The sequence below is a fragment of the Streptomyces triticisoli genome (assembly GCF_003270085.1).
In the GTDB taxonomy this organism is placed as follows: Bacteria; Actinomycetota; Actinomycetes; order Streptomycetales; family Streptomycetaceae; genus Streptomyces; species Streptomyces triticisoli.
The window spans coordinates 1-17529 of record NZ_QFDQ01000153.1 but is presented as its reverse complement, the minus strand read 5'-3'; the positions used below and the strand labels follow the sequence as shown (position 1 = coordinate 17529).

Here is a 17529-nt window from a genome sequence, read left to right as displayed (position 1 = left end):
CATGACGAGCGCCTGGACGTGCGACGTCCGTCACGCATGCGCGACGGACGGGGGCCCTGGGCTGAGCACGGTCAGGACCGTACGAGCAGCTGGAACTCGAAGGAGTAGCGGGACGGCCGGTAGGTGTGGGTGCCGAACTCCACCGCGCGGCCGGTGTCGTCGAAGGTGACGCGCTCCATGGTGAGCAGCGGGGCACCCTCCGCCTCGCCGAGCCGCTCGGCCTCGGCGGAGGTGGCGGCGCGGGCGCCGATGGACTGGCGGGCGCTGTGCAGGGTGATCCCGGCGGCGCGCATCAGCCGGTACAGGCCGGTCGCCTCCAGATGGCCGGTGTCCAGGTCGAGCAGGCCGGGCGGCAGGTAGTTGGTGAGGTACGCCATCGGCTCGCCGTGCGCGAGGCGCAGCCGTTCGATGCGGTGCACCTCCTCGCCCTCGGCCACCCCGAGGGCGGCGGCGACCCCGCCGGACGCGGGGACGACCGTGTTGACCAGGACCCTGGTCGCCGGGAGCTGTCCCGCGGCCTCCAAGTCGTCGTAGAGGCTGGTCAGTTCCAGCGGACGCCGGACCTTGCTGTGCACGACCTGCGTGCCGACGCCGCGGCGGCGCACCAGGAGGCCCTTGTCGACGAGCGACTGGATGGCCTGGCGGACGGTGGGCCGGGACAGGCCGAGCCGTGCGGCGAGCTCGATCTCGTTGCCCAGCAGACAGCCGGGGGTGAGGGTGCCCTGCTCGATCGCGGACTCGAGCTGCTGGGACAGCTGGAAGTACAGCGGCACCGGGGAACTCCGGTCCACACTGAGCTCGAGCGAGACGGTGGGGTCCACTTCTGCTTTCGGCACGGCCCGAGCGTAGTCCTGCCGCCGGTCGACGGGAAGCGTGTGGTCCGATTGTCCTGACATACTGATTGACAGCGTGTGGGGTCCGCCCCCACTTTGTTCCCATGCGCATCGGGGTCATCGGTACGGGCCGCATCGGCACCATCCACGCGAACACGCTCAGCCATCATCGCGACGTCGGCTCGTTGATCCTCACGGACGCCGATCCAGCGCGGGCGCAGGAACTCGCCCACCGGCTGGGCGAGACGGCGGCGCCGGGCGTGGACGAGATCTTCACATGGGGCGTGGACGCGGTGGTGATCACCACGTCTACCTCCGCCCACGCCGAACTGATCGGCCGGGCGGCGCGGTCGGGGCTGCCGGTGTTCTGCGAGAAGCCGATCGCACTGGACCTGCCGGGCACGCTGCACGCGCTCGGCGAGGTGGCGGCGGCGGGGACGATCCTGCAGATGGGCTTCCAGCGGCGCTTCGACGCCGGCTACACCGGCGCCCGCGAGGCGGTGCGCTCGGGGCGGCTCGGCCGCCTGCACACGGTCCGCGCGCTCACCTCCGACCAGGCGCCGCCGCCCGCGGCGTGGCTGCCGCTGTCCGGCGGGCTGTTCCGGGACACGCTGATCCACGACTTCGACGTGCTGCGCTGGGTGACGGGCCGTGAGGTCGTGGCCGTGTACGCGGCCGGGTCCGACGCCGGTCCCGCGATGTTCCGCGAGGCCGGTGACGTCGACACCGGCGCGGCACTGCTCACCCTCGACGACGGCACCCTGGCGACGGCCACCGCGACCCGGCTCAACGGCGCGGGCTACGACGTCCGCATGGAGCTGGCCGGGGAGCTGGACCAGATCGTGGTCGGCCTCGACGACCGTACGCCCATCGCGTCCACCGAGCCGACCGGGCCGCCGGCCGCGGACAAGCCCTGGACCGGCTTCCTGGAGCGCTTCGGCCCCGCCTACGAGGCCGAGCTGTGCGCCTTCGTCGAGGTCGTGCGCGGCGAACGCCCCAACCCGTGCGACGGCCGCGAGGCCCTGCAGGCCCTGCGCATCGCCGAGGCCTGCGAGATCTCCCGCCGCGAGCACCGCCCGGTGCACCTGGCGGAGATCCCGGGCGGGGCCCGGGCGGTGTTCCGGTGACGGGCCCACGGCCGCTCCGGTAACGTCTGCGCGCCCCGCGGCCGGGTGGGGCACCGGCGGGTACGGGCCGGGGGTACGACTCGGCCGGCCGGAGGCGACTCGGCCCGGTGCGAGGCGACCGGCCCACACCGGCGGACGTGCCCCGCCCGGACACGAAGCGACCGCCCCGCACCCGGCGAGCACCGTTCCACCGGGCCGACGACGACCGGGCCGGGTCACGTTTGGCTCCGCCGGGCCGGGCAGGGAATCGGCAGGCTGGGCCGCACGGTCGCCCCGCACGGCACGGCGGTCCCCACCGGGCCGGACACCAGCAGGTTCCCCCGGGGCGAAGCACCGGCGGACGCGACCGCACCGCCGACCCGCCCGGCACAGCCCGTTCCCCACCGGACCCGGGCCACCTGCACACCGGCACGACCCGGGCCGTGCCACGACCGGCCCCGCACGGCAGGGCGGAGTGCCGGCCGCCCCTGCGCTACCAGCGCACCGGCAGGCTGCGCCTGCCGCGGATCAGCATGCCCGGGAGCCATTCGCCGGGTGGACCGTCGAGGGCCAGGGCGGGGGCTCGGTGGAGGAGGGTGCGCAGGGCCGTGCGGGTTTCCAGGCGGGCCAGGGAGGCGCCCAGGCAGTAGTGGACGCCGTGGCCGAAGGCGAGGTGGCCGCGGGTGTCGCGGTGGATGTCGAAGCGGTCGGGGGCCGGGTAGCGGCCGGCGTCCCGGTCGGCGGCGGTGAGGCCGATCATCACCGGCTCGCCCTGGCCGATGGTGATGCCGGCGATCTCCAGGGGCTGGGCGGCGAACCGGAACGTGGCCGTCTCCACCGGGCCCTCATGACGCAGCATCTCCTCGACTGCGCCGTCGATCAGATCCGGGTCCGCGCGCAGCTCCGCCAGTTGCTCCGGGTGGGTCAGCAGGGTGTACGCGCCGTTGACGATGAGGTTGACCGTGGTCTCATGGCCCGCGATGAGCAGCAGGAAGGCCATTCCGCGCAGTTCGCCGTCGGAGAGCCGGTCGCCGTCCTCGGCCGTGGTGCGGATCAGGGTGCTGAGCAGGTCGTCGGCCGGCCCCGCGCACCGCTTGTCCTCGACCAGCTCGGTGAGGTACGCGCCGAGCCGGTCCGCGGCCCGCAGTTTCGCCTCCTCGCTGGTGGGGGCGACCACCTCGTTGGACATCTCCCGGAACGCGGCCCGGTCGATCTCCGGCACGCCCAGCAGCTCGCAGATGACCGTGATCGGCAGCGGGTACGCGAACGCCTCCACCAGGTCCGCGCGCCCGCGCGGCAGCATCGCGTCCAGCAGTCCGTCGGTGATCTGCTGGATCCGCGGCCGCAGCGCCTCCACGCGGCGCGCGGTGAACGCGCGCGTGACCAGTGAGCGCAACCGCGTGTGCTGCGGCGGGTCGGTGATCAGCATGTGCCTGCCGAACACCTGCTCGTCGAGCACGGAGATGTCGGCCGCGCTGACGTCCTTGGTCAGCCGGGGGTCGGCGAGCGCGGCGCGCGCCTCCTCGTACCCGACGACGAGCCAGGTGTCGTAGCCCTCGGGCGGTGGCAGCCGCACCCGGTGCACCGGGCCGAGTGCGCGCAGTTCGGCGTAGACCGGATGCGGGTCCGCCCGGAATCCCGCCCCGTACTCCCCCAGGTCGATCACGTCCGCCATCACCACTCCTCCTTCGGAGTGTCGGAGTGCGCAAGACTTCCCGTGACCGGTCAACGCACGGTGGACCCGGGAAGTGCCGGACCGCCGGATCTCAGGGCGCGTCCTGTTCGAGGAGTCCCGCGTCGTGGGCGAGCAGGGCGATCTGTACGCGGTTGTTGAGGCCGAGCCGGGCCAGGACGCGTGAGACGTGGGTCTTGACGGTGGCCACGCTCATGAACAGCTCGGCCGCTATCTGGGCGTTGGCCAGTCCGCGGCCGACCCGGACGGCGACCTCGCGCTCGCGGTCGTTGAGGGCGGCGAGGCGCTCCCGCGCGCGGGCGCGCCGGTCGTCGGCGGCGGTGCCGGCGGCGTGCCGCATCAACTGGCGGGTGACGGTGGGCGAGAGCACCGGGTCGCCGGCCGCGACCCGGCGTACCGCCCGCACGATCTCGGCCGGCGGGGTGTCCTTGAGCACGAAGCCGGCGGCGCCCGCGCGCAGGGCGCGCAGTACCTGCTCGTCGGCGTGGAAGGTGGTGAGGACGACGACCTGGGGTGCCTCCGGGTGCCCGCGCAGCCGTTCCGTCGCCGTCAGGCCGTCCACGCCCGGCATCCGTACGTCCATCAGGACGACGTCCGGCCGGGTGCGGTCGACCAGGGCCTGCACCTCGCTGCCGTCGGCAGCCTCGCCGACGATCTCGATGTCGTCGGCGCCGCCCAGCATGAGGGACAGACCGGCTCTCACCAGCGGGTCGTCGTCGACGAGAAGCAGTCGGATCGCGCTCATGGACTCCACCCAACCAAAGCACGGGCTTCGACGGCCACCCCGAGTTGGTCCTGCACGTGAGAGCCGCTGATCCTGAATGTGTGATGTCGGCGAGCCGTTGCGGCTCGGGCCGGTGCCGGATCTGCTTCGGCTTGCGCTTGACGGCTCGGGTGACCTGGGCGGGGTCAGCGACCGCGCGGTTGCCGACCCTGCGCCTGACCGGCGACCGGATGCCCTCCTGCGGGCTGAGGTCCGGACCGTGAGCGGGCAGTTGGAGCATGGTCAGCCAGTCGGAGGACTTCCTGATGAACTCGCTCATGCCGCGGATGAGGTGCGGGCGGACCTTGTCCCGGACCGGCACGACCGGACCGCCGAGCCGGATGCGGGCCCGCACGCGGAGGCGGCAGAAGCCGTGGCCTGTTCAGTCGTATGCGTGCCTCGGTGCGGGCGGGTCGTCCGGGTCGTCCGGGTCGCCGAAGACCCCGTCCGCACCATCCGGGAGCAACGGCGGGCCAGTCCCTCGACCGTACGGCACGGCGGGTGCCGACGACCCGTCATTCACCGTCCCCACCAGGGCCTGTCAAGGCCGGTGGACCCCTCAGCCGCTGGTCGTGTTCTCGCTGACGCCGAGGGGCGTCCGCACGGTTGTGCTGAACAGTCGACCATGCTGTGCTGGCCGACCGGTGTACGTAGCCAGGTGGGCACCGTCGAGTGAGGCGGGAGAGCAGCATGACGTACAGCAAGGTGAGTCGGGTCGACGTCCGGTTCGACGCGGACGAGCTCTGCGGGGCGCGGTTCGTGCCGACGGCCTCCGTCCGGTACCCGGAGAGCATTGAGGTGTACCGGATGGGGGCGCGGTACGCGTGGGGCGATGTTCTCTCATGCTCACGGGCGGATCTCGAGCGGTGGGACGCAGCCGTGCGCGACTGCCTCGACTCTCTCTCCCGCGCACTGGAGGACCTGTATCGGGCACATGGTGGCCGGAACTGCAAGGTGAACCTGTACGCGCGCGAGCGGAACTGGACGCACATCGCCGGGCCGCGCCACTGGCCGGGGTGGCAAAGACGGCTGGCGGAACGGTCGGAGCAGGCCCAACTCGCCTTCGCCGCCGCCGTGCAGCGGGCGGAGGAGGAGTACCGGCCGGTCCGGGAGGAGATCGCAAGGCGGCTGGCCGAGCACAAGGCACAGCAGGAAGCGCGCCTGCTCGCGCGCCGCAGAAAGGCGGAGCGCAGGCGCTCCGTGCTGGACACGGTTGCCGCCAAGCGGGTGTGGCTGTTCAAGGTGGCCGAGGCCGGCTCACCCATCCTCGTCCATCGGACCGACGTACCGGCTGCCCGCGCGCTGCCGGATCCCCCGGCCGGATCATCCCCCGAGGATGGCATGACGGCGCGTCAACTCGAGAAGAGCCTCCTGGTGTTGGTGCGCAAAAGTGGCCATACCTCCAAGATCCGGTGGGACAGGACGGCCCGGGCCGAGGTGGAGCGCGAGTGCCGCGCGCTGGGTGTCACCCTCTCCTTCCCGGAGTGGTGGCGCGCGGTGACGAAGAAAGTCTGGAAGGACACCCGATACGGCCCTCAACCCTCCCCGCCCCCTCCGCCCTCCTCGTCGAGGCCGTCCCGCATCGGCGGCAGCGGAGTGTCAGGAACGGGCGGCTACATCGGTGGTCACGGCGGCCACGACGGCTACAGCGGTTACGACGGCTCCGGCGGCTACGGCCACTTCTGACCGGTGCCGGGCGCGCCGGTGAAGGGGGGCACGACGGACAGCGCACCACCCCGCTCGTCGCTGCCCCCGGTGACGAGGACGAAGCCGATGCGGGCGGCCTCCACGTCATGGCGCCGTCGGCAGCCGCTCCACGAGTCCGAAGCCGTCCGGGAACGCTTCCAGGAATTCACGGCGCCCGGGATCGGTCTCGGCCACGGTCATGCCCTCGATCACCTGCTGGAACTCCGCACGCTGGGAATCCGACATGCGGCCCACCACCGCAGCGACACCCTCCAGTGCCTTCACCGCATCGTCCTGATCCATGTGCTCGTCGTCCGCGCTCTCGACGAACCAGGCGAGGTCCACGAGCGCCTCCGCCAAGGCTCGGGGCAGCGATGGGTACTGGGACATGGTCTCCCCGAAGGTGACGGCCGCGGAACTCTCCGCACACCCCGTCACATGCGGCCGACGACACTCGGCGTCGCCGCTCCACAGTAGTCGGACCAGAGCCCGGATTCCGTCGGCAGAACCACCGAGCGCGCGCGGGGAGCGGTCTCGTGGCTGTGGATCTCCTTGACGTGGGCGAGGGCCGAGCGCACGCGCGCGTGCAGAGCCGCCCGGTGGGAGAATTGCCGTTCATGCGTGCCGCTTATGTCGAACAGCTGGGTCCGCCCGACCTCATTCGCTTCGGTGAGCTGCCCGCTCCCGTGCCGGGTCCGGGCGAGGTGCTGGTGGATGTGCTGGCCACCGCGGTCGACCCGGTGGACACGTTCGTCCGCTCCGGGGTGTTCCGTACGCCGCTGCCGTTCCCGTTCGTGGTCGGACGCGACCTCGTGGGCACGGTGGCCTGCGCCGGGTCCGGTTTCGCCGTGGGCGAGACGGTGTGGTGCAACAGCCTCGGCCACGACGGCCGGCAGGGAGCCGCCGCCGAACAGGCCGTGGTGCCGGCCGACCGCCTCTACCGGCTGCCGCCGGGCGTGGACCCGGGGGAGGCGGTGGCCGTGTTCCACCCGGCCGCGACCGCCCACCTGGCCCTCTTCGCGCACGGCGGGCTGCGGTCCGGTGAGACGGTCCTGGTCTGCGGCGCGGGCGGCAACGTGGGCAGCGCGCTGGTGGAGTTCGCGGTCCGTGCGCACGCGCGCGTGCTGGCCACCGCCGCGCCGCGCGACCACGGCCACGTCCGGTCCCTGGGCGCGGCCGAGGTCGTGGACTACCACGCCAGCGACCTCGCTGCGCGGCTGGCGGCCCTCGCCCCGGACGGCGTCGACGTGCACATCGACACCTCCGGCCACAACGACCTTCGAACCGCGGTCGGCCTCCTCGCCCACCGCGGCCGCATCGTCGTCATGTCCGGCGCCCGGGACGAGCCGGTCCTCCCGGTCGGCGCGCTCTACATGAAGGACGGCTCCGTGCGCGGCTTCGCCATCTCCAACGCCACGACGGCGGAACTGGCCGACGCGGCGGCGGCCGTCAACGACCTCCTGGCGGCCGGCGCACTGCGCCCCCGCTCCGTGGAGTACCACCCGCTGAGCGCCACGGCTCGGGCGCACAGCCGCATGGAGCGGGGCGAACTCCACGGTCGACGAGTGGTGTTGCGCCCCTGAGCGCTCCGTCCCCGCACCTGCCTCCCTCCCGCTCACCTGTTCGGGCTGTGGCACAATCCGCGGATGTCTCACCGCCCGACAGGAGTGTGATGGACGGCCGCATACCCGAGGGACCGCAGGTCTCGCCGGTCCGCGAGTGGCTGCTGATCGCGGCCATGTTCGCACTCGCCTGGCTGCCCCTGGCCGGCTTCACTCTCGTGGTGCTCGCCGTGGGGCTCGTCTGGGGAGTCTGGCAAGCCGCCGTACTGCCACTGCTGTGGGTGCTTCCGGCCCTGTACGGGGCCATCGTCCAGGACGCCCTGCCGGGCCGGGCGGTACGGCCGGGTGAGGAGCCGGAACTGGCGGCGCTGATCCAGGACATGACCGAGCGGACCGGCTTCCGCGCCCCGCTGCTGGTGCGGATCGTCCCGGAGCCGACGGTGGCGCTCGGCCGGGTGAAGGTCGCGGGCGTGCGCACGTACGCGCTGCTGCTCGGGCTGCCGGTCCTCCGGGCGTTCTCCGCCGCGCAGCTGGCGGCGGTGATCGCACACGAACTGGCGCACCAGCAGCACGTCGACGACCGCCGCACACGGTGGCTGCTGACCGCACGGGGCGCGCTCGCGGAGCGGCTGGAGGGCCGCTTCCGTCCGCTGGCGCCGCTGGCCGCCCCCCTGCTCCGCGCCACGCAGCCGCGGGTGTGGCAGACCGAGTCGGCAGCCGACGCCGACGCCGCACGCCTCGTCGGCGCCACGGCCACCCGCGAGGCGCTGGAGCGGACCGGTGTGATCGACGAGGCGTTCACCGGGATCGCGGAGTTCTGGGTGGCGGACCTGGTCGAGGACGGCAGGTACCCACTGGACTTCTACGACGCGCTCGACCTCGCGCTCAAAGACCCACTGGTGGCGAGCTGCTGCGCCCGCGACGCCGCTGAGGAGCACACTCTGGACGCCTACGCCACAGCCGACCACCCACCACCCGCCGAACGGGTGGCCGCACTGCCGCCCACCGATGGCTGGACGGCGTACGGCTCCGATCCGGTCGTCCTGCGTGACGCGGACGCGATCGCCCGGTGGTGCGTCCTGCAACTCGCCTGCGCGGACGATCCGGAGGCCGGCCCGGCGTCCCGGAGCAGCATCCGGCCGGAGGACCTCAAGCCGGTGCGGCTGCTCGATCTCGACGCCGACGAACTCCGCGGTACCGCCGACGAGGGGCCGGGCGCACAGGCGCTGACGGCAGCGACCCGGCAGGTCTCGCCCGCCCAGGCGCTGCGCGTGGCGCTGGACGCCGTGGCCGACGGCCACTGGCACCGCCTGGCCCGCCGTGTCGCGCCCCGGCTGAGGTGGCTGCCGTCCGCCGTACACCCGGCGGCCGGCCGCCAGATGCTGGCCGATGCCATGGGCGCGGCTCTGACGCCGTTGCTGCTTCGGGCCGGCTGGTCCTACGCCAGCCGCTGGATGAGCACGGTGCTCACCGCGCCGGACGGTACGGTCGTCGACCTGTACGAACTCCTCGTCACCGCCGTGGACAGCGGTGACCCGGCGCCCGTCCGCGCCCTGCTGGAGAAGACCGGGACCGAGGAGGCGGAGCGAGTATGAGACGCCCTGGCCCCGCCCTGCGCGTCGCCCTGCTGGGGGTGACGGCCACCCTGACGGGGTTCGCGCTGCTCGCCGGCTGGCTGGGCTGGCACGCGTACGCGTACGACAAGGCCCGCGACCGTGCCACGGCCCGGGTCTCCGGCCTGATCGTCGAGGACGGCATCGGCGACGAAGAGGACATCCGGGTGCGCTGGACCGACCGCACCGGCCGTGAACACGTGCAGCGCTTCGCCATCTACGACACCGACCGGTACACCAAGGGCCGTCACTTCGCCGTCGTCCACGACCCGCACCAAGCGGATCCGCGCGGCTTCCCGGGCGACCCGGAGGAGACGGCCGAAGAGGACGACCTGCTGGTTCCGATCCTGCTCGCCGGGATCGTGGCGGCCGGGCTGTGCTCCGTGTGGGCCTGGCGTGGCCTGCGGTTCCGGTGGGCGGCACGGCGGCCTGGCCGGCCGATGACCGCGACGGTGTGCCGCGGCAGGCAGGCACGGGGCGCGGGGCAACTGTCGGAAAGTGTGTGGCTCACGCTGACGGAGCCGGGCCGTGAGGACGGGCCGGTCGTCCGGCAGCGGGTCATGTGGCACCCGGCGCTCGACGACCACACCGGCCCGGTGGAGGTGACCGCCCACCACAAGGCGGGCACGCGCGGCGCCCTGGTGGCGCGGCTGCCGGACGGCACTCGTCTGGTGCCGTTGGGACGCCTGCGGCGCCGGCCGCCGCGGCGCGTCGTCCTCGACACGTACGCGACGGTCCGTTCGAGCCTGCGGGACTCGTTCACCCCGGTCGACGCCACGGCACTGTCCGCGCGGTTCTGGTGGCGGCCGGCCGCCTGGATGGCCGGTGTCGGTCTCGTCGTGGGCGGCCTGTTCGGGGGGTTCGTGGTCGGCGGGAGTGCCGTCGCCGCCGTCGGCATGGCGCTGTGCCTCGCCACCCTGCTCACGGCCCTGTGGTCGCTGAGCGCACCGGAGCCCTGACCTGCGCGGCCGTACGGTCACCCCCACGGCAGCCGTCCCCGCACCTCGAACCCTCCGTCGGGGGTCGGGCCGTGTCGCAGGGTGCCGCCGGTCAGGGTGGCGCGTTCGGTCAGGCCGATCAGGCCCTGGCCGGAGCCGGGAACGTGGGGGACTTCGTGCTCGGGGGCCGGGTTGCGTACGTGGATGTCGAGGCCGTCGCCCGGGGCGCCGGTGACGGTGACCGTGACCTCCGTTCCCGGGGCGTGTTTGCGGGCGTTGGTCAGGGCCTCCTGGGCGATGCGGTAGGCGGTGCGGCCTGTGGAGGCGGGGACGGCGGCCGGATCGGTGACGGTGTTGGTCAGGGTGACCTTCATGCCGGCCTCGCGGGACTCGGCGGCCAGGGCGTCCAGCGCGGCGAGGGTGGGCTGGGGGCGGCCCGCGTCGTCGGGGTCGCCGGCCCGCAGTACGCCGATGATCTCCCGCAGGTCCTGCAGGGCCTCGTGCGCGCTCTCCCGGATGACCCCGGCCGCCCGTGCGACCTCCTCGCGGGGTGCCCCGGGCCGGAACTCCAGGGCGCCCGCGTGCACGCTCAGCAGGGTGAGCCGGTGGGCGAGGACGTCGTGCATCTCCCGGGCGATGGCCTCGCGGGCGAGCCGCTGCGCCTGCTCGGCCCGCAGCCGCGCCTCCGTCTCGGCGCGCCGGGCCCGGTCGCGCAGGCTCAGCACGAGTTCCCGCTTGGACCGTACGAACATGCCCCAGCCGATGACCGAGAGGGTGAGCAGCACGGAGAAGACGACGGCGCCCGCATACGGCAGGTCGGGGTCCGGGCGCCACCAGTAGAAGACCGGGATCAGGGCGAGCGCGGCACCGCCGGTCCAGGCGACGTACCGGAAGGGCCGGTGCACGGCGAGCGTGAAGAGCGCGACGATCTCGGCCCCGGCCGCGGTGGTCGCGACGAAGGAGACGGGGAGCATGGCGACGGCCAGGGCGAGGGGCCGGCGGCGGCGCAGCCAGACCGCCGCGCAGGAGAGCGCACCGAGCAACTGGTCGGCGACGGCCAGGGCGTGCGGGGTGTGGGGGTCGTGGCGCAGGACGTCCGCGGAGGCCAGGCCGATGAACACGGCCAGGAGGAAGCAGCAGAAGTCGACGAGCCAGTCGCGCGCGGTGCGCCGCGACCGGCCCCGCCGTCCGGCATCGGGGTCGGGGCCGGTGTCGGGCACGTCGGTCAGTTCGTCCGCCACGGCGGACGGCAGCCACCACCGCCGCGCCGTGAACACCGGTGGTTCCCGCGTCGTCCCGTCACTCGTCACGTTCGGCCAATCTACGCAAGCCGCCGCGCCCTTCACCGCCCCGTACGGCGGATCGGCGACCGAAGTCGCGACGGCGTGAACTTTCGTCGCGTCCGCGGGCCGCGGCCGTGAACTTCCGTCGGTGACGGTTCACCCCACGGCCGATGTACGAGGAGGCTTCGCGGGGTGAGGGTCGTGACATGAAGAAGTTGCTGGGATTCCTCGGGTTCGTCGCCCTGGTGCAGGGCGTGCTCGGCCTGGTGAACGAGTTCACCGACTGGCATGCGGGCCTGGTACGGCGGATCGGCTTCCTCGACGGCTACGAGGTCTATGCGAGCGTGGCCCTGATCGTGCTGGCGTGCGCGCTGTTCGCCGTGGCCGAGAGCCGGAAGGCCGAATGAGGGACCGTGGGTCATCGGACGCGGTCGCCGCCCAGTTCCTGGTGGCGGGCCGTCACAGCCGCCGCGCCCTCCTCGGTCAGGGAGCCGAACAGGCGCAGCCGGGAGATGCCTCCGTCGGGGAAGATGTCCACGCGCGCGTGCGTGCCGACGGCCGGGACGGGCAGCACGAAGCGGTGGTTGGTGTCGGGCTGGAGGCGGGTGCGCGGCAGGATCTCGGTCCACCCGCCGTTCTTGACGTCCTCGCCGTCCTTGGCGTCCTCGCCGTCCTTGGCGTCCTCGACGTCCTCACCGTTTCTGACCAGGACCGCCGCCCAGCCGGCGCTGTTGCCCTTGAGGCAGGCGGTGTCGATCTCGACGGCGCGGATCCGGGACTGGGCGACCAGTCGGTAGCGGATCCAGTCGTGGCCCCGGTCGCGGCGGCGCCGGGTCTCCCAGCCGTCGTCCATCCTGCGGGAGCGGCCCGGCTGGATGGTGTGGGTGGCGGGCGAGTAGAAGAGGTCGGAGGCGTCCTCGACCCGGCCGCCGTTCTCCAGGGCGACCACGTCGAAGGTGCCGAGCGCGTCCAGCCACTCGGGGTCGGGCACGACCTCGCCGTACACGCGCAGCCGTGCGATGCCGCCGTCGGGGTGCTGGTTGAGGCGCAGGTGGGTGAAGCGCTGCTCCACGTCCACCTCGAAGCCGTTTGCCGCGTGCCCGCCGACCGCGGTGCGCGGCACGAGGGTCGTCCACGTGACGTCGGCGGCGAGGAGCTCTTCCGGGGACGGGAAGCCCGGCACGCGGGTGCCCTCGACGGAGACCTCCTGCGGGTGGTTGCCGCGGAAGTGGGCGGTGTCGACGACGACGCCCCGTACGACGCCGGACGCGCCGAGCCGGACCAGTGCCCAGTCGTGGTCGTCGGCGGCCGGCCAGGGGTGGTCGGAGCAGGCGCCGCGGCGACGCCGGGTCTCCCAGCCGTCCATGACCTTGCCCTTGTGCCCGAAGTGCCCGGGGTCGAACTCGGCGCGCTCGGGCACCAGCAGGTTCTCGCGCTGGGCGAAGAACTCGTCGCCCGCGGCGACGACTCCGGCGCCGAGCCGGCGGTCGGCGAGGTTGACGGCCCGGGTGAAGGGGAAGTCGGCGGTGCGGTAGTCCGCGTACGGGTCGCCGCCCCGGTAGGGGTTCGCGTCGCCGGTGAAACGAGGAGTCGCCGTCACGGTGATCAGGTCCTTCTCTCCGGAGCCGGCGGGCGCCGGCTCACCGGGGGTCTGGTCAGCAGTCGGCCCTTCGGCTCGGTGAACTCGCCGTCCGCGACGATGCGTTCGCCGCGCAGCCAGGTGGACCTCACCACGCCGTGCAGGGTGCGGCCCGCGTACGCGGTGACGTGGTTGCGGTGCTGGAGGGCGGCCGGGTCCACGGTGAAGGTCTCCTCGGGCGCGAACACGGCGAAGTCGGCGTCGCGGCCGGGCTCGATGGCGCCCTTGCGGTCCAGGCCGACGAGGGCGGCGGTGCGCGCGGACATCCAGCGGGCGACGTCCTGAAGGCCGTGACCGCGCTCGCGGGCCGCGGTCCACACGGCCGGCAGGCTCAGTTGCAGGCCCGAGATGCCGCCCCAGGCGGTGGCGAAGTCGTTCGTCTTCAGGTCGGCGGTGCAGGGCGAGTGGTCGGTGACCACGCAGTCGACGGTGCCGTCGGCCAGCGCCTGCCAGAGCAGGTCCTGGTTGGCGGCCTCGCGGATCGGCGGGCAGCACTTGAACGCGCAGGCGCCGTCGGGGACCTCCTCGGCGGTCAGGGTCAGGTAGTGCGGGCAGGTCTCGACCGTGATCCGTACGCCCTCGGCCCGGGCCTCGGCGATCAGGGGCAGCGCGCCGCCGGAGGACAGGTGGAGCACGTGCACGCGCGCGTGGAGGCGTTTCGCCTGCGCGATCAGGGTGGCGATGGCGGTGTCCTCGGCCTGGCGCGGGCGGGAGGCGAGGAAGTCGGCGTACCGGGGGCCGCCGTGCCGCGGGGCGGCGGCGAGGTGGTGCGGGTCCTCGGCGTGCACGACGAGCAGGCCGCCGAAGCCGGAGATCTCCGCGAGGCACCGGGCGAGCCCGTCCGGGGTGTGGTGCGGGAACTCGTCCACGCCCGAGGGCGACAGGAACGCCTTGAAGCCGAAGACGCCGGCCTCGTGCAGCGGACGCAGGTCCTCGACGTTGCCGGGCAGGGCACCGCCCCAGAAGCCGACGTCGACGTGGGCCCTGTCCCGGGCCACGTCCTGCTTGACGCGGAGGTGGCCGACCGTGGTGGTGGGCGGGAGGGAGTTGAGCGGCATGTCGATGAGGGTGGTGATGCCGCCGGCCGCCGCCGCGCGCGTGGCGGTCCAGAAGCCCTCCCACTCGGTGCGGCCGGGGTCGTTGACGTGCACGTGGGTGTCGACCAGGCCGGGCAGCAGGACGTCGTCGCCGAGGTCCTCCAGGTGGGCGCCGGCGGGGAGTTCGGCGTCGTGGGGCCGTACGGCCGTGATCGTGCCGTCGGCGACCGCGACGGACGCGGGGCGCGTCCCCTCGGGCGTGATGACGCGCGTCGAGCGCAGCACCAGTTCGGCGTCGGACACCCGGACCCCTCTCCGGCGTCAACGTTCTGTTGAACGAGTTTTGACTCCCGCCCACGCCCCGTCAAGAGGGACGCCACCGCAGGGCGGCACAGGACCTACATCCTGGATACCTCCACGATCCGGAACTAGCATTCCAGCAAGCAGAGCGGGCCTCCGCATCAGCAGGGTGGTCGACCGGGCCCCTGGATAGGCTCTGTCCTTCCCCGCCAGCCCCGAAAGGAACGCGCCGTGCCGACGTCCAGCGCCAGCACCACCGGCTCCGCCAAGCCCACCGCCCACGGCGGGGTCCAGTCCCTCGAGCGCGCGTTCGACCTGCTGGAGCGGATGGCGGACGCGGGCGGCGAGGTCGGCCTGAGCGAGCTCTCCGCGTCCGGCGGGCTGCCGCTGCCCACCATCCACCGTCTGATGCGCACGCTCGTGGCCTGCGGATACGTCCGCCAGCAGCCCAACCGCCGCTATGCGCTCGGCCCCCGGCTGATCCGCCTGGGCGAGTCCGCCTCCCGGCTGCTGGGCACCTGGGCCCGCCCCTGCCTGGCCCGCCTGGTGGAGGAGACCGGCGAGACGGCGAACATGGCGCTGCTCGACGGCGACGAGGTCGTGTACGTGGCGCAGGTGCCGTCCAAGCACTCGATGCGGATGTTCACCGAGGTCGGTCTGCGCGTCCTGCCGCACTCCTCTGCCGTGGGCAAGGCGCTCCTCGCCCACACCCCCGACGACGAGGTGCGCGCCCTGCTCGCCCGCACCGGCATGCCCGCCGCCACGGAGAAGACGATCACCACCGCGGAGGGCTTCCTGGCGGCCCTGGAGGACGTGCGCCGGCTCGGTTACGCCATGGACGACAACGAGCAGGAGATGGGCGTCCGCTGCCTCGCGGTCACCGTCCCCGGCTCCCCCACCGCCGCCGCCCTCTCCGTCTCCGGCCCGTCGGGCCGTGTGACGGACGCGGCGGCGGAACGTATCGTCCCGGTCCTCCAGCAGGCGGCGAAGGAGCTGTCCCTGGCCCTGGCGAACCCGCCCCCGGCCACCTGACCGCCCCCTCGGCGCCAGGGCCGGGACGCACGCCTCAGCCGATCAAGGCCGTCAGCCGTCCGTCCCTCATCTCCTGCACCGTGTCCGCCTCCTCCAGGTGGGCGCGGTCGTGGGTGACCAGCACCGTCGCCGTGCCGCGGTCGCGGGTGAGGTGGGTGAGGAGGTCGAGGACGGCGGCGCCGCGTTCGTGGTCGAGGGCGCTGGTGGGTTCGTCGACCAGGAGGACGGAGGGGTCGTTCATCAGGGCGCGGGCGATGTTGACGCGCTGGCGCTGGCCGCCGGAGAGCTGGTGGGGGCGCCGGTGCGCCTGGTCGGCGAGGCCGACGGCGGCCAGCAGTTCCCGTGCCCGGCCGGCCGCCGCCCGGCGTCCGTCCAGGCGGGCCATCACCTCCAGTTGCTCCGCCGCCGTCAGCGAGGGCAGCAGGTTGGGCTGCTGGAAGACGATGCCGATGCCGCGTCGCCGCAGCACCGCCCGCTCGGCGGCGCTCAGCTCCCCCGTCGGGACACCGTCCACGCACACCCGTCCGCTGTCCGGCGTGATCAGGGTGGCCGCGACCGCGAGCAGGCTGGACTTGCCCGAGCCGGACGGCCCGACCACCGCGGTGACGGTGCCCGCCGGCACCTCCAGCCGCACCCGGTCCAGGGCGGTGAGCCTGCCGTCGCCGTCGGGGTAGGTCAGGGTGATGTCGTCCAGAAGCAGGCTCATCGCACGCCTCCCAGCGCGGTCAGCGGGTCGACGGCGGTGATCCGCCGGACGGAGAGGCCGGCGCCCAGCACACCCAGGACGATCATCACCGCGGCGGGCAGCAGGACGGTGGGCACGTCCAGCACGAACGGCACCGCTCCGCCCCGTACGAGCACGCCGGCCAGGGCCGCGAGCCCGGTGCCGAGCAGCGTCCCGACGGCCAGCAGCACCCCCGCCTGCCCGAGCGCGTCGCGCAGCAGGTAGCGGGTGGAGGCGCCGAGCGCCTTGAGCACGGCGATGTCGGGGGACCGCTGGATCGTCCACACGGTGAAGAACGCCCCGACGACGAGGGCGGAGATCGCGAACAGGAAGCCGCGCATCAGCTGCAGCGAGCCGTTCTCGGCCTGGTAGGAGCCGATCGCGGTCAGCGCGTCGCCCTTGGCGAGGGTCTTCGTACCGGCGGCCCGGTCCCCGGCGGAGAGGCCGGCGCCCTGCGCGCGCAGCGCGATCACGGTCGCCCGGCCCCCGTCCCACGCCGTCCAGACGACCGGCGTGTGGCTGTACGACGCACCGCCCGCGACGGCCGCCACGGTCCAGGAGGCGGAACCGAGGCGCACCCGGTCCCCGGCCCCCACGCCCAGCTCGGACGCCGCCTTGGCGGAGAGCACCGCCCGCCCGGGCGCGACGCCGTCCGGTGCGATGCCGGCGTCCGGGCGGACGCCGAACACGGACACCGCGGCCGTACGGCTTCCGGCGGACGCGTCGAGCGTGCGGATCGCGACCGGCTCCGCGTACGGAACCCGCTCCGCCCACCGCTCGACGGCCTCGGGCGGCAGCGAGGAGCCGGTGAACGACACCGACTGGCCGCCGGACGGCGCGGCGAAGGCGAGATGGTCGGCGGGCAGGCCCTTGACCGCCGAGGTGTTCTCCTCGGCGAGCCCGGCGGTCAGCCCGGACAGCAGCCCCACGAGCAGGGTGATCAGTGTGACCACGGTCCCCATCAGGGCGAACCGCCCCTTGGCGAACCGCAGGTCTCTCCATGCGACGTACATGTCCCCCACCCTGCGCGGGCAGGCCCCCGCCGGGCATCGCGCCCGGGCACGGTTCGCGCGGATCGAAGGGCGCAGCCGGTTTTCAACCTTTCGGTTGACCGGCGCCCCGCCCGGCCCGCCTACCCTGGACGCGTCATGGACGTCCGCCCCCACTCCCCCGTCGTCGCCGCCCTGCGCCTGTGCCTGTACGCCCTGTTCGCGGGCCTGCTGGCACTCGCCGCGGCCCGCGCGCCCGGCGCGGCCACGGTGGCTGCGGCGCTCGGCACGGGCGCGGTGTTCGCGTGGGGCGCGCTGAGCCCGGCGGTAC

16 protein-coding genes are annotated in these 17529 nt (G+C 73.7%); 7 read left to right on the top strand and 9 right to left on the bottom strand.

The window, feature by feature from the left end; translation table 11 throughout:
• Nucleotides 1–71: 71 nt before the first annotated feature.
• A complete protein-coding gene (locus tag DEP02_RS20750; protein ID WP_112469186.1) occupies nt 72–821 on the bottom strand; it encodes a GntR family transcriptional regulator in 750 nt (249 codons plus the stop codon).
• Nucleotides 822–937: 116 nt separating this feature from the next.
• On the opposite strand from DEP02_RS20750, the gene DEP02_RS20745 reads away from it, so the two are divergent.
• A complete protein-coding gene (locus DEP02_RS20745) occupies nt 938–1960 on the top strand; it encodes a Gfo/Idh/MocA family protein (RefSeq protein ID WP_112469185.1) in 1023 nt (340 codons plus the stop codon).
• Between the two features lie 472 nt (nt 1961–2432).
• On the opposite strand, the gene DEP02_RS20740 is transcribed toward DEP02_RS20745, so the two are convergent.
• On the bottom strand, nt 2433–3614 hold the full coding sequence (locus tag DEP02_RS20740; RefSeq protein ID WP_112469184.1) for a cytochrome P450 family protein: 1182 nt from the start codon (nt 3612–3614) through the stop codon (nt 2433–2435).
• A gap of 91 nt (nt 3615–3705) precedes the next feature.
• On the bottom strand, nt 3706–4377 hold the full coding sequence (locus DEP02_RS20735) for a response regulator transcription factor (protein WP_112469183.1): 672 nt from the start codon (nt 4375–4377) through the stop codon (nt 3706–3708).
• Between the two features lie 708 nt (nt 4378–5085).
• Between DEP02_RS20735 and DEP02_RS20730 the strand changes: the two genes are divergently transcribed.
• The gene (locus DEP02_RS20730; RefSeq protein WP_112469182.1) at nt 5086–6081 is read left to right on the top strand and encodes a hypothetical protein; all 996 of its coding nucleotides are present in this window, start codon (nt 5086–5088) and stop codon (nt 6079–6081) included.
• A 105-nt stretch (nt 6082–6186) separates the two neighbouring features.
• Here DEP02_RS20730 and DEP02_RS20725 read toward each other — a convergent pair whose 3' ends face one another.
• Complete coding sequence (locus tag DEP02_RS20725; protein ID WP_332871992.1) at nt 6187–6426, bottom strand: hypothetical protein; 240 nt, start codon at nt 6424–6426, stop codon at nt 6187–6189.
• Nucleotides 6427–6698: 272 nt separating this feature from the next.
• On the opposite strand from DEP02_RS20725, the gene DEP02_RS20720 reads away from it, so the two are divergent.
• From DEP02_RS20720 to DEP02_RS20710, 3 genes are all read left to right on the top strand, one after another.
• Nucleotides 6699–7664 (top strand): NADPH:quinone reductase, encoded by a 966-nt coding sequence (locus tag DEP02_RS20720; RefSeq protein WP_112469181.1) that lies wholly within the window; start codon nt 6699–6701, stop codon nt 7662–7664.
• Between the two features lie 89 nt (nt 7665–7753).
• Complete coding sequence (locus DEP02_RS20715; RefSeq protein ID WP_112469180.1) at nt 7754–9238, top strand: M48 family metallopeptidase; 1485 nt, start codon at nt 7754–7756, stop codon at nt 9236–9238.
• Complete coding sequence (locus tag DEP02_RS20710) at nt 9235–10215, top strand: hypothetical protein (RefSeq protein WP_112469179.1); 981 nt, start codon at nt 9235–9237, stop codon at nt 10213–10215. The genes DEP02_RS20715 and DEP02_RS20710 overlap by 4 nt, the downstream gene beginning before the upstream one ends.
• A 17-nt stretch (nt 10216–10232) precedes the next feature.
• Here the strand turns inward: DEP02_RS20710 and DEP02_RS20705 are convergent, their stop codons facing one another.
• Complete coding sequence (locus DEP02_RS20705; RefSeq protein ID WP_112469178.1) at nt 10233–11504, bottom strand: sensor histidine kinase; 1272 nt, start codon at nt 11502–11504, stop codon at nt 10233–10235.
• A 179-nt stretch (nt 11505–11683) separates the two neighbouring features.
• On the opposite strand from DEP02_RS20705, the gene DEP02_RS20700 reads away from it, so the two are divergent.
• A complete protein-coding gene (locus DEP02_RS20700) occupies nt 11684–11884 on the top strand; it encodes a hypothetical protein (RefSeq protein WP_112469177.1) in 201 nt (66 codons plus the stop codon).
• Nucleotides 11885–11895: 11 nt separating this feature from the next.
• On the opposite strand, the gene alc is transcribed toward DEP02_RS20700, so the two are convergent.
• Both alc and allB read right to left on the bottom strand, forming a co-directional pair.
• Nucleotides 11896–13077 carry an allantoicase gene (alc, locus tag DEP02_RS20695; protein ID WP_112469176.1) on the bottom strand — a complete coding sequence of 394 codons (1182 nt, stop codon included), beginning with the start codon at nt 13075–13077 and terminating at the stop codon, nt 11896–11898.
• A 5-nt stretch (nt 13078–13082) separates the two neighbouring features.
• The gene (gene allB, locus DEP02_RS20690; protein ID WP_112469175.1) at nt 13083–14456 is read right to left on the bottom strand and encodes an allantoinase AllB; all 1374 of its coding nucleotides are present in this window, start codon (nt 14454–14456) and stop codon (nt 13083–13085) included.
• Nucleotides 14457–14684: 228 nt separating this feature from the next.
• Between allB and DEP02_RS20685 the strand changes: the two genes are divergently transcribed.
• A complete protein-coding gene (locus DEP02_RS20685) occupies nt 14685–15485 on the top strand; it encodes an IclR family transcriptional regulator (protein WP_112469174.1) in 801 nt (266 codons plus the stop codon).
• A 34-nt stretch (nt 15486–15519) separates the two neighbouring features.
• On the opposite strand, the gene DEP02_RS20680 is transcribed toward DEP02_RS20685, so the two are convergent.
• Together DEP02_RS20680 and DEP02_RS20675 are read right to left on the bottom strand one after the other, a co-directional pair.
• On the bottom strand, nt 15520–16191 hold the full coding sequence (locus DEP02_RS20680) for an ABC transporter ATP-binding protein (protein WP_112469173.1): 672 nt from the start codon (nt 16189–16191) through the stop codon (nt 15520–15522).
• On the bottom strand, nt 16188–17222 hold the full coding sequence (locus DEP02_RS20675; protein WP_112469172.1) for an ABC transporter permease: 1035 nt from the start codon (nt 17220–17222) through the stop codon (nt 16188–16190). Before DEP02_RS20675 ends, DEP02_RS20680 begins: the two co-directional genes overlap by 4 nt.
• Between the last annotated feature and the right edge of the window lie 307 nt (nt 17223–17529).

Coding starts and splice junctions, on each gene's coding strand:
- DEP02_RS20715 (WP_112469180.1), top strand. CDS start 7,754: ATGGACGGCCGCATACCCGAGGGACCGCAGGTCTCGCCGGTCCGCGAG.
- DEP02_RS20720 (WP_112469181.1), top strand. CDS start 6,699: ATGCGTGCCGCTTATGTCGAACAGCTGGGTCCGCCCGACCTCATTCGC.
- DEP02_RS20745 (WP_112469185.1), top strand. CDS start 938: ATGCGCATCGGGGTCATCGGTACGGGCCGCATCGGCACCATCCACGCG.
- DEP02_RS20730 (WP_112469182.1), top strand. CDS start 5,086: ATGACGTACAGCAAGGTGAGTCGGGTCGACGTCCGGTTCGACGCGGAC.
- DEP02_RS20710 (WP_112469179.1), top strand. CDS start 9,235: ATGAGACGCCCTGGCCCCGCCCTGCGCGTCGCCCTGCTGGGGGTGACG.
- DEP02_RS20680 (WP_112469173.1), bottom strand. CDS start 16,191: ATGAGCCTGCTTCTGGACGACATCACCCTGACCTACCCCGACGGCGAC.
- DEP02_RS20740 (WP_112469184.1), bottom strand. CDS start 3,614: ATGGCGGACGTGATCGACCTGGGGGAGTACGGGGCGGGATTCCGGGCG.
- DEP02_RS20700 (WP_112469177.1), top strand. CDS start 11,684: ATGAAGAAGTTGCTGGGATTCCTCGGGTTCGTCGCCCTGGTGCAGGGC.
- DEP02_RS20735 (WP_112469183.1), bottom strand. CDS start 4,377: ATGAGCGCGATCCGACTGCTTCTCGTCGACGACGACCCGCTGGTGAGA.
- DEP02_RS20675 (WP_112469172.1), bottom strand. CDS start 17,222: ATGTACGTCGCATGGAGAGACCTGCGGTTCGCCAAGGGGCGGTTCGCC.